The following is a 14620-nucleotide window of genomic DNA, read 5'->3' as shown; positions in this document are numbered from 1 at the left end:
TCTCAACAATAGGGATTAGCCGAGATCTCCGCTTTCTGGGGGAGCGTGTAGAAGCTCACGAACTTTCGTGCGAGGTTGCTGTCGCCCTCGAACCCCGCCGATTCGAGTGGCGCACCCCCGTAGATGACCGCCGCGAGCTGTGCGCCGGTACATTTGAAACCGAAATCCACGTCTTCGGGCTCCGCTCGGGCAACCTTGAACCGGCCCTTGCGCAGACGGCCGACGAAGCTCTCATTGCCGATCCTGAAGCCAATACGCGCCTCGAAATTCTTGGCCTTCTTGCGGTCGATCATCGTCTTGAGGCTCAGCATCATCGATGTAGCGCTGATCGGAAGGGTCGGGTCGTGAGCGGGCGAACGCGCGGCCCAGCGACCCAGCGACTGGACGATCGGTTCGGCTTCCAAGCCCCACTCCGTTGCCTCGTAGACCTGAACGGACGCAGGCGGCGGCAGCTTGCGGCGACGAACGAGCCCGCGCTCCTCCAGTTCGGACAGGCGCTGGGTCAGCACATTTGCGCTGATCCCGGGCAAGTCCGCCCTCAGGTCTGAGAAGCGGCGCGCGCCGAGCATCAGCTCCCGCAGGACCAGGAGCGCCCAACGCTCGCCGATCAGCTCGAGCCCATGAGCAGTCCCACAGGCATCATCGTAGCGTCTCTTTGTCTCTACCTTGGCCATCTAAGTTATTTTTTCTAACGAGTCAGTTGTAATTTATGACGGCTAAGGCCAAAAGGCAAGCGAATCGAGCTAGTAGGGAGAGTGGAATGTCTCGAATGATCTTCGTGAACCTGCCGGTGGAGAACCTGGATCGCTCCAAGCGTTTCTACGAAGCCATCGGTGCCCGGAACGAGCCGAAGTTCACCAACGAGGCCGCGGCGATGATGGTCCTGTCCGACACCATCAGCCTGATGCTCTTGACCAAGCCGTTCTATGCCACCTTCACCAGCAAGCGGATTGCGGACGCGCACAGCAGCAGCCAGGTCTTGCTCTGCCTGTCCTGTGAGAGCCCGGCCGAAGTAGACCAGCTGGTTGAAGCGGCCTCTGCCAATGGCGGCAAGGCCGATCCTGGCCCCAAGCAGGACATCGGCGGAATGATGTACGGTCGCAGCTTCGAGGATCCGGACGGCCACCACTGGGAGCCGATGTGGATGGACCCGCAGATGGCCGAAGCGGGCGCACACCCTGTCGAATCCGCCACCGCTGTTTCCAACTGAAAAGACTAAGGAGAACGCCATGCCAGTCGATTCGACTGCAACCGCCGAAGTCACCGCCTATCGTTGGGTCCCGGGCTTCGCGCAGGGTCTGGTTCGCGATCTTCGCGTTCGCTGGGCGCTTGAGGAAATCGAACGGCCCTACCGCGTCCGCCTGCTGGACGTGACCAAGCCGCGGCCCGAGGAATATTTTTGCGAGCAGCCGTTCGGCCAGGTCCCCGCCTATCGCGACGACCAGGTCCAGCTGTTCGAGAGTGGAGCGATCCTGATCCATCTCGGCATGCAGGACGATCGCCTGATGCCGGCCGATCATGCGCGGCAGATGCGGGCGATCGCCTGGGTCATCGCTGCCCTGAACAGCGTCGAGCCCGCGATTTTCCCGTTGCTCATGATCAACGTCTTCAACAAGGGCGAGCCCTGGACCGAGGAAGCTCGGCCAAAATTCATGGAACGCCTGAACGGCCGACTGAAGTGCGTGTCCGACGCGCTTGGGGACAAGGAATGGCTGGAAGACCGCTTCACCATCGCGGACCTGCTGCTGGTGACCGTGCTTCGCCAGCTTCGCGGCGGCGAGGTCGTCGATCAGTATCCCAATCTCGCGGCCCACATCGCGCGTGGCGAGGCCCGGCCCGCCTTCCAGCGCGCGCTGGCCGACCAGCTTGCGGTCTTCGCTGAAAACGAGCCGCAGCCCGCCTGAGCGAACCCTGCGACGTCCTGAATTCCGGAGGAGAAAGACGATGACCTATTTCGAAGGCTTCCTGGTCCCGGTGCCCGAGAGCAAGAAGGAAGAGTATCGCAAGCACGCTGCCGATGGGGCGCCGATCTTTCATGAACTCGGCGTTCGCCGCCACGTCGAAGCTTGGGACAGCGATGTCCCGGAAGGAAAGGTCACCGACTTCCGCAAGGCCGTCGATGCGACGCCGGAGGAGAAAGTCGTCTTCGCCTGGTTCGAATACCCCGACCGGGCCGCGCGCGATGCCGCCAACGCGAAATTCCGGTCCGATCCGCGCATGGCGGAAATGGCCGCATCGCCAATGCCGTTCGATGCCAAGCGGATGATCTACGGAGGCTTCAAGGCGATCGTCGAGGAAGGCAGTGAGCGCGGTGGCTACACCGACGGCTTCATCGTCCCCGTGCCGGACGACAAGAAGGAGGCTTACCGCGAACTCGCGGCCAAGATGGCCAAGGTTTTCCGCGCGCATGGCGCCAGCCGGGTCGTCGAGGCGATCGCCGACGACATCGAGCACGGCAAGGTCACCGATTACTACCGCGCGGTGAAGGCGGAAGATGGTGAAACCGTGGTGTTCAGCTTTATCGAATGGCCCGACAAGCAGGCCCGCGACGATGCCTGGGCGAAGATCATGCAGGACGAAAGCATGAAGCCGAGCGACCCCATGCCGTTCAACGGCCAGCGCATGTTCTGGGCGGGTTTGAGCCGATCGTCGACGAAGTCGCCAAGACGCCGGCAAGCGCCTGAACCGCGCAACTGCCTCAAACGGAAGGAACCAGAATGTCCGAAGTGACTGACGCGCCCGCACGGGCCGACGCAACCCGCCGCCCGCTGCAGGGAAGCAACGTTTGGTACGAGTTGATGACCCCTGATCCGGACGGAGCGCGAGCATTCTACGGCTCCGTCGTCGGATGGACGATCAGCGATCCGATTGGCGGCGAGCAGGACTATCGGATGATCGGCCGTAGCGACGGCGGCTCGGCCGGCGGCGTGCTGGGCCTCACCGACGGCATGCGGCAGGAGGGCGCACGGCCGATCTGGCTTGGCTATTTCGGCGTCGACGACGTCGACGCGACAGTCGCCGCAGCAGAAGAAAAAGGCGGCAAGGTCCTGATGCCCGCCTTCGACATCCCGCAAGGCCGCATCGCGATGGTCGCGGACCCGCAAGGCCTTCCATTCTACGTGATGACGCCCATTCCGCCCGAGGGCGACCCGGACGCGCAGAGTGATGTCTTTTCGCTGGAGGCCGAGCAGCGGGTGGGCTGGAACGAGTTGATGACCTCCAACCCCGAGGCCGCCCGGCAATTCTACGGCGACTTGTTCGGTTGGACGAGCGACGACTTCATGCCGATGGGCGAGAATGGCGAATATCGCTTCTTCGCCCGAAGCGGCGAGACGTTCGGCGCCGTCTGCAAGGAAATGGGCAGCGGCAACAGCAAATGGCGTTTCTACATTCGGGTTCCGTCCATCACCAAAGCCGTCGAGGCCGTGAAGGCAGGCGGCGGCGAGGTGGCGATGGGCCCGCACGAAGTTCCCGGCGGCGATCACATCATCATCGGCAACGATCCGCAGGGCGCGGAATTCGCGCTCGTCGGCAAGGCCTGAGGAGAGGACAATGGCGAGTAACACGCTGACCACCTGCCTGTGGTTCGACAAAGGCGAAGCTCGGAAGGCCGCGGAATTCTACGCCTCGGTCTTTCCCGACACGCATGTCGGAGCGCCCCATTCGGCCGCGTCCGATTACCCCGGCGGCAAGGAGGGCGATGAGCTGACGGTCGAGTTCACCTTGCTTGGCCAGTCTTTCGTCGGCCTCAATGGCGGCCCGAACTTCAAGGCCAATGAGGCCGTCAGCTTCATGGTGGTTACGGAAAGCCAGGAAGAGACGGATCGCTATTGGGACGCGATCACCAAGACCGGCGGCGAGGAAAGCATGTGCGGCTGGTGCAAGGACAAGTGGGCTTTTCCTGGCAGATCACCCCTAGGGCGTTGCTTGACGCAACAACCAACCCGGACAAGGCGGTCGCCCAGCGCGCATTCCAGGCGATGATGACGATGCGCAAGATCGACATCGCGACGATCGAAGCCGCCGTTCGCGGAGAGCCGGTCAATGCGTAAGCTCACCGGCTCGGTTTTCGTATCCCTGGACGGCGTCATGCAGGCGCCGGGCGGTCCCGAGGAAGATCCGACCAGCGGCTTCCGCTTTGGCGGCTGGGTCGCGCCCTACTGGGACGAAGACATGGGACCGTTCGAGAAGCTGATCATGGCGGATTATGACCTGCTTCTGGGCAAGCGAACCTACGACATCTTCTCCGCCTATTGGCCGTACAATCAGGACAATCCGATCGGGGAGAAATTCCAGCGCATCAACAAGTATGTCGTCACTCATTCGGATGCGCCGCTGACTTGGGAGAATAGCGAGAAGCTATCCGGCGATCTCGTGCAGGCGGTCGCTGGTCTCAAGGACAGCGACGGCCGCGATCTCCTCATTCAGGGCAGCAGCACGCTGTACGTGCCACTGCTTGCGGCCGGGTTGATCGACAGGCTGGTTCTGATCACCTTTCCGGTCGTGCTTGGGACCGGAAAGCGCATCTTCGACGGCACGCAGCAGCCGGGTGCGCTCAAGATGGTGGAGAGCTTCGTTTCCCCCAAGGGTGTGGTGATTGCCGCCTACGAGCCGAACGGGCAGGTCCAGACAGGCAACTTCGCGAGCACGGAGCCGAGCGAAGCCGAGCTCGAACGCCGCGCAAGTTGGGCGCGGGAGGACGCATGACCCTGCAGTTCTTCGGCCATCCGTTCAGCAGCTACACGCAGAAGGTTCTCATCGCCCTTTGGGCCGACGGCACCGACTTCGCCTATCTCATGGTGGAGGATCCAGCGAACATGGAAGAACTCAAGCGGCACTCGCCGTACGGGCTCTTTCCGGTCCTGATCGACGATGGCCGGCCGGTTCTGGAAAGCTCGACAATCATCGAGCACCTGCACGCGCATCACCGGGACCAAACGACTGGATTCCCGACGGAGAATTGGGCCGGCAGGTTCGCTTCCTCGACCGCTTCTTCGACCTCTACGTCATGGGTAATATGCAAAGGCCGGTGTCCGACATCATTCGACCGGAGGGCGCCAACCGCGACCCCTACGGCGTCCAGAAGTCGCGCAAGGACCTGTTGACGGCCTACGACTGGCTCGAAGCCAATCTCGGCGACGGGCCTTGGGCGGCCGGCGATAGCTTTACCATGGCCGACTGTGCGGCCGCCCCCAGCCTTTTTTACGCGGATTGGGTGGAAGAGATCGGACCAGACCGTCCCCGGCTATCCGCCTATCGCTCCCGATTGCTGGCGCACCCGGTCGTCGCGCGCGCGGTCGACGAGGGCCGTCCGTATCGGCATTACTTTCCGCTCGGCGCGCCCGACCGCGATTAGGCGTGTAACCATACCGGTCCAGATCGCGGATAAAGGACATAGTCCCGTTTGGAGCCATACCGATGCGTAGCCGCTTGACCGCTTTCCTGACCGTTCCTGCCCTCTGCCTGTCACTGGCATCGACAGCATCCGCCCAGGCGCCCACAGAGACGGCTGTGCTGGCAGGCGGCTGCTTCTGGGGATGGAAGCAGTCTTTGAACATGTGAAGGGCGTTCACAACGTCGTGTCAGGCTATGCGGGCGGCCAGGCGCATGATGCGAGCTACGACAAGGTCAGCACCGAGCGGACCGGACATGCGGAAGCCGTCAAAATCACGTTCGACCCGCGGCAAGTCAGCTACGCCCAACTGCTGAAAATCTATTTCTCCGTGGCGCACGATCCGACGCAGGTGAACCGCCAGGGCCCCGACGTTGGGCCGAGCTACAGGTCGGCGATCTTCCCTCAGACCCCGGCGCAGAAGCAGGTCGCCGCCAGCTTCATCCGGCAGCTGAACGCGCAGCGGCCGATTGCCACGAAGATCGAAGGCGGCCCCTTCTTCGCAGCCGAGGCCTATCACCAGGACTTCGCCCGCAAACATCCGCAGCACCCCTACATCGTCATCAACGACGAGCCGAAGGTGGCGAAGCTAAAGAGGGCTTACCCGCAATATTGGAAAGGCTGACGCGGCTCCCGCCGCGGGAGGCCTAGTTGCCCGTCGGTCCGCTGCGCTGCGTCTGAACGCGGGTCAGTTCCTGCTGATCCTGAAGCTTCCGGTCAGCCCATTCGGCGCGGGTCATGCACACCTTCTTGTTGCCGAGGCGCGACCCGATGACTTCCTGCTTGACGCAGACCTTTTCGTTCGGGTCGTTCGGCTTCGTTTGCGTCTGGGCGGGTGCCGGAGCCGCCGCAGGAGCCTGAGCAATTGCCGGCGCGGCGATTAGGGCAACCGGCACGCAAGCATGAATGAGCTTCAACATACGAAAACCTCTCTCGGAAGTGCGGCAATTATTGGCGCTTGGCGATTGCTGCGCAATGAATTTTCGACAGACGCTCAAACCGGTGGAGATACATCGAAAGCCACCGTCATCCGCTCGCCTTCCTCGAATGGGACGGTCCCGTGCCACATCCACGACGGAAAGAGGACGAGCTGGCCGACCTTCGGCTGGATCTTTCGCCAGGGTTCGAGCTCGATGCCGAGCTTCTCGTCGGGTTGTCCGAGCGTGAACCACCCCGCGTCCGAGCGTTCCTCGTGCCCGCGTTCGGGCAACGCCAGGTAGAGCGCCGAACTTATCCAGCCTAGCGGGTGGACGTGATTGGAATGATGCCCATGCGAGCGAAGCCGCACCGACCAGCTTCCCGAGAACCGGACCCGGCGGTCGCGTCGGGGACCGAGCATTGGATGGCTCGGGTCAGGGCCTGGAAGCTGCGCGACGTGACGCTCCACCGCACCGACAATGGCCCGGCGCAGGTGACGGATCGTGGGATCGATCCGGCTGAGCAGCGGACCGTCGGTCTGCGTCCCGCCCCGAACGGACTGGTCCAGATATTCTCCTCGGGCGACGTGCAGCGCACGAAACGTCGCAGTGAGCTTGTCGACCGGGGCAGGTCGGCCGTGATGTCGGCGACACTGACGAGGCGCTCGTCTTCTTCGAGCCACTGTGATCGCGGATCGCCGGCCAAGCGCCAGGCCGTGGCCGCATAGGCCCAAAGCTCCGCCGTCCGGTCACGCTGCATTTCTTCGTGGATCAGCGGGATCAGTGCGTCGATGGCACCGGCACGAAGCAAGTGACGGACCCGCCAGCGGCCAAGCGCGCGATCAACCGCCTCCGGAAACGCTCCAAACAGGGCCGGCGGACGCACGTCCTGCTCGAACTCCGCGGCGTGAATGCCCTCGTAGATCGCGAACTCTGGCGAATCGACGCCCGCGCTCCTCGCCTTCGCGACGATCGGCAGGAGCGTCTCGTAAGCGCCCCGCCGCAGCTGCACGTTCAGCAGCGCCTCCCAAAGCGGTTGCGCCTTCGGAAAACTCGCAAGCGCCTGGTCCAGCGACGCCGTGGCTTCCGAGGCTCGGCCCTGCGTGGCCATGATCTGTGCAAGTTGCTCATGACCGTAGATCCAGGCCGGAGCACCGCGGAGCGTCGCCATCAGATCTTCGATCGCCCGCTCGCCCTCCCCCATCGCCACCCTGGCGGCAGCGGCGCCGACCATGATCTGACCGTTGCGGGGCGCCAAGGCCAAGGCACGGGCATAGATCGGCCTCGCGTCGAGACCTGCTTCCATGGCTGTCCGTGCATGGCCGTGGGCAATGCTCACGTCGCCAGGCGCCTGCCGAGCCGCCTGCTCGAACGAAGCCAACGCGGCTTCATGTTCGTCGAGTGAACGCTCCAGAAGTGCCTTCCACTGCCACAGCAAAGGGCTCGCGAAGTGCTTCGCTCCACGCTCCAGATACGGCAGCGCCTGCTCTTCCTCGCCTTCCTCCAGCGCTTTGCCTGCAAGGTCCGCAAGCGTATCGGCATTGAACGACGTCGACAGGTTCGCCGCCATCGCCGCCGTTTGGCTCACAGCGCCCCGACCCCGCCTTCGCTTCCGATCAGGGCCGCAACCGCGGCTCGCTCCGTATCGGTCAGATCGGGATGCCAGACGTCGAAGATGAAGACGACACGAAGCTCATCGCTCGGGTTCATTGCTTCGTGTTCGATGGTGTCGTCGAAGACGAAGGCCTCGCCGCGCTTCCAGTAACGCGTCTCCGCGCCGACGCGAAACCAGCATCCCTCCGGCACGATCAGCGGCAGGTGGCAGACGAGCCGGGCGTTGTTCACACCGACGTGCGGGGGATCGCGGTGTTGGGTGCGAGCAGCGAGAACATAGCGTTCGGGCCGGAGCCGCCCACTTGCGGCTGCGGAAATCCGCTCAGCAACTCCAGCGTGCGGGGCAATGTCGCGCATTGGCGTCGACCCGCTCGCCGTTCCGCCACAGGTGGATCGCGGTCCAGTCGGGGTTACGGTTGAGCGGACGCCATTGGGCGAGTGGCAGGTGCTCGTCGTACTGGATGTAGGGCACGAGCTCGGCCCGTTCGGCCGCCATCACGGCCTGCAGCTCTTCCGCGATCATGTCGGTCGCCGCTTCGAGGTCGGCGATCCAGGGGAACAGCCTGCGCGGATGGAACTCGCGCTCGGCGAGCTCCGGGAACTGGAAGTGGGTCGGGCTGCTGTGGAAGACCTTCGTCCGGCCGAGAGCATTGTTGCGGAAACGCTCGATCCGCTTGCGCTCTTCCTTGCCCGCCGCGGCCTCGGCCGCTTGCGTGGCCGCCTTGAGCCGCGTTTCGCGCGAGTCGATCCAGGCGGCGTGCTGGCGCTCTCCTTCGACCATGACGGCGGCGAGTTGGGGCGGAAGTTCGTGGTCTGGCCGCTGGGCAATGGCATGACCCCAGGCTTGCCCCGCCTCCGGATCTCCGAGCCGCTGCATGAGGCTCGCCTTCATCAGCAGCATGGTGAAATCCAGCGGCGACACGGCGAGCGCGCGGTGGACGGCATGAAGCGCATTGCGCGGATGACCGGTCGCGCGATGCAAGGCTGCGACCTTCATCCACAGGTCGGCATTGCCGGGCTCGGCTTCTGCCGCCTGGCTGAGCAGGCCTACCGCGGTTCGAAGGTCGCCACGGGCAACCGCCTGGTCCGCTTCGTTGATCAGCCCCGCGCCAGCCATGCGTTCACAAGCTGTAGCCGAACTTGGCGATCCAGGGTTCAAGTACGGGAATGACCGGCTCGAGGTGCTTGCGATAGTTCTGCCAACGTCCCGCCGCCCGATTGTAGATCGGCTCCGCGACCTGAGAATAGCTGGCGGTCTTGATGCGCCCGCGATTCATCGCCGTGGCCTCATGGTCGAGGACTTCGTCGCTCCAGTCGAGTTCGAGGAAATCCAGAAGCGCCCGGAGTTCCGTTTCCCTGTCGCCGACGACATTCTCGTAGATCACCGTGTGAACCGGCAAGTCGACCAGCTGGTGCGCCTTTTCGAAAAAGTCGAAGCTCAGGTCGTACAACTCCGCCGTCGTATCCAGCCGAAGGAAATTCGACATGGCATCGTTCAGCTTGAAGTTGGTGATGTAGCAGCTGAGCACGACGTCGCACGGATGCCGCAATGCGAGGATGATCTTCGCCTTCGGAAACAGCCGCTTGATGATCGGCAGTGCGTTCAGCGAGAGCGGATTCTTGTCGACCAGGAGCTTGCCCGGCGTCAACGGAGCGTGAAGCTTCGCGACGCGGAAATATTCCTCGCGCGCCAGTCGGATCTGCTCGTCGCTTGCAACTGGAATATCCTCGAACGGAAGGATCTTCGATGCGCGCAGCAGCGTCGGCTCTTCCTCCAGAACCTCCACGCCGTCGTGACCCATCAGCATGGTATCGAGCAGGGTCGTTCCCGATCTTGGGAAGCCGAGCAGAAATGCCGGCGTCGGTCCCGAATAGGGCTCAGTCTCCTCCCGCCAGCTTCCAATCCACTCCGGCGTGACCGTCGCCGAAAGCGTGCGAACGAGGTTTCGGTATGCCTCGGCCCGCTCTCCCGGCCGCGTCGGGTCGCCCAACTGGATTTCGTTCATCCGCTTGAACGCCGCGAACGCCTCGTCATACGCCCCGACGCCCTCTTTGAGCTGTCCAAGCAGATGACTGCGCCGCGGCGTTTCCAGTTCGTCAGGCACTTTGTCGAGTGCCGAGACACCTTCGGCGAACCTCTTCCCTCGGCGATGATCGAATGCGCGGATGAAGTTGAGAACGTCATCCCCAACGCCTCGCTCCTGCGCCTTCGTCACCAGCTCAGCCAGTTCGGCAGTCCGGTTGGTGAGTTCATAAACCACGGCCAAGCCGAGGTTCCCGAGTGCATTTCCGGGCTCCAGCTGAACGACCCGGCTGTATGAATCTTCAGCAGGACTGGTCCTCAACTGGTTCAAGCGCTGGCTGGCCGTTGCGAGCAGGAGTTCGATGTCATCCGGACTTCTCGCGGACGCCTCTTCGATTGCATCGAGAGCATCGTCCTCGCGACCCAGTTCACGAAGGACGGCATGGAGCTCCGCCAACGCCCGCGTATCGGACGGGAATTCGTCGGCCATACCGCGCAGCTTCTCGATTGCCTCATCGACCCGACCGAGCGCCGCGAGCGCCATCGCATGGTTGAGACGGACGGGCGGGGAATTGGGATTGAGTTCCGCAGCGCGTTCGAGGGCTGCGACACTTCCTTCAATATCGCCCGCAAGTCGCCGCGCATTGCCGAGGTTGTTCCAGCTCTCCCAGTCGGCCGGTGCCGCCGCGACCACCTCTTCGTAGGTCGGGACGGCGATCGAGAATTGCTGCGTCTCCTGCGCCAGAAAGGCCCGCAGGCGTTTCATGTTGAGCGATGGGTCCGCGGCTGCGACTTCTGCGGTGAGGATGTCGAGCGCTGCCGGATGATCGCCGCTTTGCGCCAGGGCCGAAGCGAGATTCCCGGCGATGACGGCGTCGTCAGGTCGTGCTGCACGTGCAGCACGGAGGTGACGGACTCCGGCTTCCAGATTTCCGCTCTGGCAATACATCGAGCCGAGCATTGCGCTCAGCGCGGCCGTGTCTCCGCCTTCTGCAAGCGCGCGCTCGCCGATGCTGAACGCCTCCGACACACGGCCCGAGCGAGCAGCGGAAATGGCGTCGCGGATCGCAGCGACAGTGCGGTCGTCAAGGGTCGAAACGGCAGTCATGGCGGCTGTCTAGCGCAATTGCCGGCAAGTGACAGCCTTGGCGGCAGACGGAGCGAACAAAGAAAAGGGCGGCGGACCATTCGGTCCACCGCCCCATTCTTCGAGCTAGCGTTTCCGCTTAGCCGCGCTCTGGCGCCGGCGGCGGCGGCGGAGGCGGCGGCGGCGGAGCCGGGCATGCCTCGGTCGCCAGGATCACCGAGCCGTCCGGGCACGTCTGCGTGGCAGGCGGCGGCGGGGCGGCGGCGGAGGCGGCGGCGGCGGTGCAACCGGAGCCGGAGCCGGCTTCGGCGGCAGGAAGTCGATCGTCGCGCCTACCCAGAGGAGACGGCCGAGCGCATCCCAGGTGCCCGGGTACGTGTTGCCGTTGCACGGACCAGCCGGGCAAAGGTTCGAGCCCGGACGGTTGCCGTTACCGCTGGTGATCAGCGGCGGATCGTTGTCGGTCAGGTTGTTGACACCGGCACGCAGGTTGATCCGATCCATCAGCGTGTAGGTCGCCGAGATATCGAGGTAGTTCTGCGCCTTCACGTGAAGACCCGGGTCGTAGGTGAACGCGCCGTTGACGGTGTTGCTGGCATCGAGGGTCTCAGCCGAGACCTTGCCGATGTAGCGCCACTGCAGCGACAGTCCGAGGCCGAAGTTCGACGTCCAGGTCGTCCGCAGCTTGTGCCTCCACTCGGGGATCGGCGCCGAGGCGGCAACCGTACCGCCGGAGCAGACCGGGCCGAAGCGGCCCTTACAGGAGTAAGGCTGCGACAGGCCGTTGTTGACGTCGTACTTGTCCATGTACGTCCCGACGAAGCTCCAGCCGAGCTTGCCGAGGCCGAACAGCTGGTGCGAGTAGGACGCCGCCACATCGAGACCGGCTTCCTTGATGGTTGCCGTGTTCTGCGGAAGGTCGATCACGTAGCCACCCGACGTCAGCCAGATCGACCCTGCAGGGTCGCGCTGGATGAGAGCGCAGGCCGGCGAAGTGAACGTCGCGGTCGAGTCACCAACGCAGGTGTTGATGATGGCATCTCCACCATAGCCCTGGATGGCGTTCTCGAGCTTGATGTTCCACCAGTCGACCGTCAGCGCGAACCTCGGGATGAAGCGCGGCTGGATGACCGTACCGATCGTCCAGGTCGTGCCCTTCTCCGGCTTGAGGTTCGGGTTGCCGCCGAGCAGGCCGTTGTACTGGCCGGCCGGATTGGCAGTCGGCGACTGGCCGATGGCGAGGCCCTGCGCAAGGCAGCCATAATCGGTCGCCGTGATTGGCGTGCCAGTGGCGCAAGGATCGTTCGAACCATCGAGGCCGACGAACTGCGGAGCGAACAGCTCCTGGATGTTCGGGGCACGAGCTGCACGGTTGTACGAGCCGCGGAACCGGATGTCGCTCACCGGAGCGAACTCGGCCGAGATCTTGTACGTGTCGGTGTCATAGCCACCGCCGCTGCTGATGTCGTACCAGGACTTCCGGTAACCGAGACCGATCGTGAACTCCTCGATCCCCTGGTTCTGGATGATCGGAATCTGGGCTTCGCCGAACACGTCCCAGACGCGGAAGTTGCCGCTGACTGGAAGCGTCGGTGCACCCTGACCGGCAAGATCACCCGTCTGGAACGACGTGTCCGGGTTCAGCTCGAGCGATTCACGCCGGTATTCGACACCGACGTTGATGCCCACGCCATCTTCCGCCCACGGCGTCTTGATGCCGGCATCGCCAAGCAGGCCGGTGATGTCGAAGTGGCCGATCTGTTCCGAAGTGATGCCCTGGATGACGCCGAAGACGTTCAGGTAGTTGATCGACGCGGCCGACGGAGCTGCGCCGAACGGATCCCAAGGCGTACAATTCGGGTCGCTACCGTCGAGAACCGAGCGGCAGACGATCGACGAACCAGGCGTTCCGACCGGGACCGCGACGCCATTGGCATCGACGTTCACGGCGTTGAGCGCGCGGGTCAGGCGAGCGATCGAGAACTCGTTCTTGTAGACCTGCGTGTAGTTCGTGCGGCCGTACTGGAAGTAGGCGTCGTACGAGAAGATGCTCGACAGGTCGCCCTTGGTTCCAAGGACCCCGCGCCACGCCTGGTGACGAAGGTCGGAAATACGCGGGCCGCCTTCCGTGTTACGACGGAGAAGCTGGAAGAACGCATTGTTGTAAGTGTTGCCGCGGGCGTCGAAGAACGTCAGCGGCGCCGCACCCGGGTTCGGGTTGTACGGAGCGCCTTGGGCCAGCGGGAAGTTCCCCACGAAGCCGTTGATGACGTTCTGCGGGTTGCCGCAAATGACCGCGAACTGCTGCGCTGACATGAACGGGTTGTCGCAGTTGATGGTCAGCGTGTTGCCGAAGTCGCCCGAGGGAGCGATCTGCGCCAGCGTCCGGTCGTCCATGAACATGAACTCGAGGTACGGCTTCAGCGCAGGGCTGATCTCGTAATCGGCGAACGCGCCGGCGATGTAACGCTCGTCCGGCCGCTGGAAGTAGTTCAGCGGCGCGAAGTTGTAGAGGTTCTGAGCGTTCGGAGTGATGGTTCCCGGCCCAAGTGCCGCGACCGTCGAGGTTCCGCTCGTGAAGATGATTGCGGTGCCCGGGTTCGCAGTCGCCGAACCACCGCAACGCGGATTGGGATTGGTCTGGTTCTGGATCACGCAGTGCGAGAAATCGCGGTCGCGCTGGAGAACCGGCTTGGTGTTGCGATAGCCGAAATAGGCAACGGCATGGCCGCGGCCGTCATCGAAGCCGGCGCCGATCGTGACGGTGCCGTCGAACGAACGTCCGTCAGTCGTGCTGCCAGTGGGCAGCGGATAGCCACGAGCGTTGATGATGTCGCTCATGTGCAGACGCTGATCCACCGCCGTACAGCCGGAGCTTGCCTGCACGCGATTGCAGGTGCCGACGAATGGATTGTCCTGGTTGTGCTGCCAGATGCTGAAGTTGCCGTCGAAGCGGATGCCCTCGAAGTGGGTATCCATGATGAAGTTGACGACGCCCGCAACCGCGTCAGCACCGTACACCGACGACGCGCCGCCGGTAAGGACTTCCGCCCGCTTGATGATCGCGGCTGGAATGACGTTCAAGTCGGCCGACAGGTTCGCACTGTTCGGATCGCCCGGCATCATGCGGCGGCCGTTGATCAGAACCAGCGAGCGCTTGGAGCCGAGGTAGCGAAGGTCGACTTCGGCCGTACCGGTCGCGCCGTTCGACACGCCGGACGTCTGCGCGGCGCCGACGGACGGCAGCTGGTTGAGGACGTCTTCGATCCTGGTCGAACCGGAGAGCTTCACGTCCTGGTCGGACACGACCGTGACCGGTGCGGCCGATTCCAGGTTCGGCTGCGGAATGCGCGAGCCGGTAACGATAATGTCTTGTCCGCTCGATGCGGGTTCGTCAGTCGCAACAGCTTCGACTGGTCCGGTCGGCGTCGAGGCCGCTTGATCCGCTGACTGCGTGTCCTGTGCCCACGCCGGCGTTGCCAGCGCAGCCGTACCGACCAGCAAGGTCGATGCGAGCAGGTTTTGACGGAAGCTCGTCTTCATTTTGGTCCCCTTGTTCGGCCCGCTACTCCGGGCACACGTTTCGG

Annotated in this window: 16 protein-coding genes and 1 pseudogene; 9 read left to right on the top strand and 8 right to left on the bottom strand. The window is 63.7% G+C overall.

The window, feature by feature from the left end; all coding sequences use genetic code 11:
* Window positions 1-2: 2 nt before the first annotated feature.
* Window positions 3-674, bottom strand: coding sequence for a winged helix-turn-helix transcriptional regulator (locus H9L15_RS07325; RefSeq protein ID WP_187715681.1), 672 nt, complete (start codon window positions 672-674; stop codon window positions 3-5).
* An 86-nt stretch (window positions 675-760) separates the two neighbouring features.
* Here H9L15_RS07325 and H9L15_RS07320 point away from each other — a divergent pair, with 86 nt between their 5' ends.
* From H9L15_RS07320 to msrA, 9 genes and pseudogenes are all read left to right on the top strand, one after another.
* On the top strand, window positions 761-1210 hold the full coding sequence (locus H9L15_RS07320) for a VOC family protein (protein ID WP_187715680.1): 450 nt from the start codon (window positions 761-763) through the stop codon (window positions 1208-1210).
* A gap of 19 nt (window positions 1211-1229) precedes the next feature.
* Entirely contained in the window at window positions 1230-1904 is a 675-nt protein-coding gene (locus H9L15_RS07315; protein WP_187715679.1) for a glutathione S-transferase family protein, read from the top strand.
* A gap of 40 nt (window positions 1905-1944) precedes the next feature.
* Window positions 1945-2730 (top strand): DUF1428 domain-containing protein, encoded by a 786-nt coding sequence (locus H9L15_RS07310; RefSeq protein ID WP_187715678.1) that lies wholly within the window; start codon window positions 1945-1947, stop codon window positions 2728-2730.
* Window positions 2718-3542, top strand: a complete 825-nt coding sequence (locus H9L15_RS07305; protein ID WP_187715677.1) for a VOC family protein — start codon at window positions 2718-2720, stop codon at window positions 3540-3542. The genes H9L15_RS07310 and H9L15_RS07305 overlap by 13 nt, the downstream gene beginning before the upstream one ends.
* 10 nt (window positions 3543-3552) lie before the next feature.
* The gene (locus H9L15_RS07300; RefSeq protein ID WP_317617619.1) at window positions 3553-3984 is read left to right on the top strand and encodes a VOC family protein; all 432 of its coding nucleotides are present in this window, start codon (window positions 3553-3555) and stop codon (window positions 3982-3984) included.
* A gap of 60 nt (window positions 3985-4044) precedes the next feature.
* Window positions 4045-4707 carry a dihydrofolate reductase family protein gene (locus tag H9L15_RS07295; protein WP_187715676.1) on the top strand — a complete coding sequence of 221 codons (663 nt, stop codon included), beginning with the start codon at window positions 4045-4047 and terminating at the stop codon, window positions 4705-4707.
* Window positions 4704-4871, top strand: a pseudogene (locus H9L15_RS17295) (glutathione S-transferase N-terminal domain-containing protein); the annotation flags it as partial. The gene H9L15_RS07295 and the pseudogene H9L15_RS17295, both read left to right, overlap by 4 nt.
* An 89-nt stretch (window positions 4872-4960) precedes the next feature.
* Window positions 4961-5356 (top strand): glutathione S-transferase family protein, encoded by a 396-nt coding sequence (locus H9L15_RS17290; protein WP_223276592.1) that lies wholly within the window; start codon window positions 4961-4963, stop codon window positions 5354-5356.
* Between the two features lie 181 nt (window positions 5357-5537).
* Window positions 5538-6017, top strand: coding sequence for a peptide-methionine (S)-S-oxide reductase MsrA (gene msrA, locus H9L15_RS07285; protein ID WP_398286840.1), 480 nt, complete (start codon window positions 5538-5540; stop codon window positions 6015-6017).
* Between the two features lie 22 nt (window positions 6018-6039).
* On the opposite strand, the gene H9L15_RS07280 is transcribed toward msrA, so the two are convergent.
* From H9L15_RS07280 to H9L15_RS07255, 7 genes are all read right to left on the bottom strand, one after another.
* Window positions 6040-6312, bottom strand: coding sequence for a hypothetical protein (locus H9L15_RS07280; protein ID WP_187715675.1), 273 nt, complete (start codon window positions 6310-6312; stop codon window positions 6040-6042).
* A gap of 74 nt (window positions 6313-6386) precedes the next feature.
* Entirely contained in the window at window positions 6387-6731 is a 345-nt protein-coding gene (locus H9L15_RS07275; protein ID WP_223276591.1) for a putative 2OG-Fe(II) oxygenase, read from the bottom strand.
* Entirely contained in the window at window positions 6632-7897 is a 1266-nt protein-coding gene (locus H9L15_RS07270) for a tetratricopeptide repeat protein (RefSeq protein WP_187715673.1), read from the bottom strand. Before H9L15_RS07270 ends, H9L15_RS07275 begins: the two co-directional genes overlap by 100 nt.
* Window positions 7894-8280 (bottom strand): aspartyl/asparaginyl beta-hydroxylase domain-containing protein, encoded by a 387-nt coding sequence (locus H9L15_RS17285; protein ID WP_223276590.1) that lies wholly within the window; start codon window positions 8278-8280, stop codon window positions 7894-7896. The genes H9L15_RS07270 and H9L15_RS17285 overlap by 4 nt, the downstream gene beginning before the upstream one ends.
* Window positions 8246-9040, bottom strand: coding sequence for a PgaA family protein (locus H9L15_RS07265; RefSeq protein ID WP_223276589.1), 795 nt, complete (start codon window positions 9038-9040; stop codon window positions 8246-8248). The genes H9L15_RS17285 and H9L15_RS07265 overlap by 35 nt, the downstream gene beginning before the upstream one ends.
* Before the next feature lie 4 nt (window positions 9041-9044).
* Window positions 9045-11054, bottom strand: coding sequence for a tetratricopeptide repeat-containing sulfotransferase family protein (locus H9L15_RS07260; protein WP_187715672.1), 2010 nt, complete (start codon window positions 11052-11054; stop codon window positions 9045-9047).
* A gap of 192 nt (window positions 11055-11246) precedes the next feature.
* Window positions 11247-14576, bottom strand: a complete 3330-nt coding sequence (locus H9L15_RS07255; protein ID WP_223276588.1) for a TonB-dependent receptor domain-containing protein — start codon at window positions 14574-14576, stop codon at window positions 11247-11249.
* Between the last annotated feature and the right edge of the window lie 44 nt (window positions 14577-14620).

The organism is Sphingomonas daechungensis, from assembly GCF_014489495.1.
Lineage (GTDB): Bacteria > Pseudomonadota > Alphaproteobacteria > Sphingomonadales > Sphingomonadaceae > Sphingomicrobium > Sphingomicrobium daechungense.
Note: the sequence above shows the minus strand (reverse complement) of the source record. Positions and strands in the feature narration are given on the sequence as shown.

Bases quoted from the DNA above. Each gene is read 5' to 3' on its own strand.
- H9L15_RS07300 (WP_317617619.1), top strand. From the start codon at position 3,553: ATGGCGAGTAACACGCTGACCACCTGCCTGTGGTTCGACAAAGGCGAA.
- H9L15_RS07320 (WP_187715680.1), top strand. From the start codon at position 761: ATGTCTCGAATGATCTTCGTGAACCTGCCGGTGGAGAACCTGGATCGC.
- H9L15_RS07255 (WP_223276588.1), bottom strand. From the start codon at position 14,576: ATGAAGACGAGCTTCCGTCAAAACCTGCTCGCATCGACCTTGCTGGTC.
- H9L15_RS07310 (WP_187715678.1), top strand. From the start codon at position 1,945: ATGACCTATTTCGAAGGCTTCCTGGTCCCGGTGCCCGAGAGCAAGAAG.
- H9L15_RS07305 (WP_187715677.1), top strand. From the start codon at position 2,718: ATGTCCGAAGTGACTGACGCGCCCGCACGGGCCGACGCAACCCGCCGC.
- H9L15_RS07260 (WP_187715672.1), bottom strand. From the start codon at position 11,054: ATGACTGCCGTTTCGACCCTTGACGACCGCACTGTCGCTGCGATCCGC.
- H9L15_RS07275 (WP_223276591.1), bottom strand. From the start codon at position 6,731: ATGCTCGGTCCCCGACGCGACCGCCGGGTCCGGTTCTCGGGAAGCTGG.
- msrA (WP_398286840.1), top strand. From the start codon at position 5,538: ATGGAAGCAGTCTTTGAACATGTGAAGGGCGTTCACAACGTCGTGTCA.
- H9L15_RS07295 (WP_187715676.1), top strand. From the start codon at position 4,045: ATGCGTAAGCTCACCGGCTCGGTTTTCGTATCCCTGGACGGCGTCATG.
- H9L15_RS17285 (WP_223276590.1), bottom strand. From the start codon at position 8,280: ATGCGCGACATTGCCCCGCACGCTGGAGTTGCTGAGCGGATTTCCGCA.
- H9L15_RS07315 (WP_187715679.1), top strand. From the start codon at position 1,230: ATGCCAGTCGATTCGACTGCAACCGCCGAAGTCACCGCCTATCGTTGG.
- H9L15_RS07280 (WP_187715675.1), bottom strand. From the start codon at position 6,312: ATGTTGAAGCTCATTCATGCTTGCGTGCCGGTTGCCCTAATCGCCGCG.
- H9L15_RS07325 (WP_187715681.1), bottom strand. From the start codon at position 674: ATGGCCAAGGTAGAGACAAAGAGACGCTACGATGATGCCTGTGGGACT.
- H9L15_RS07265 (WP_223276589.1), bottom strand. From the start codon at position 9,040: ATGGCTGGCGCGGGGCTGATCAACGAAGCGGACCAGGCGGTTGCCCGT.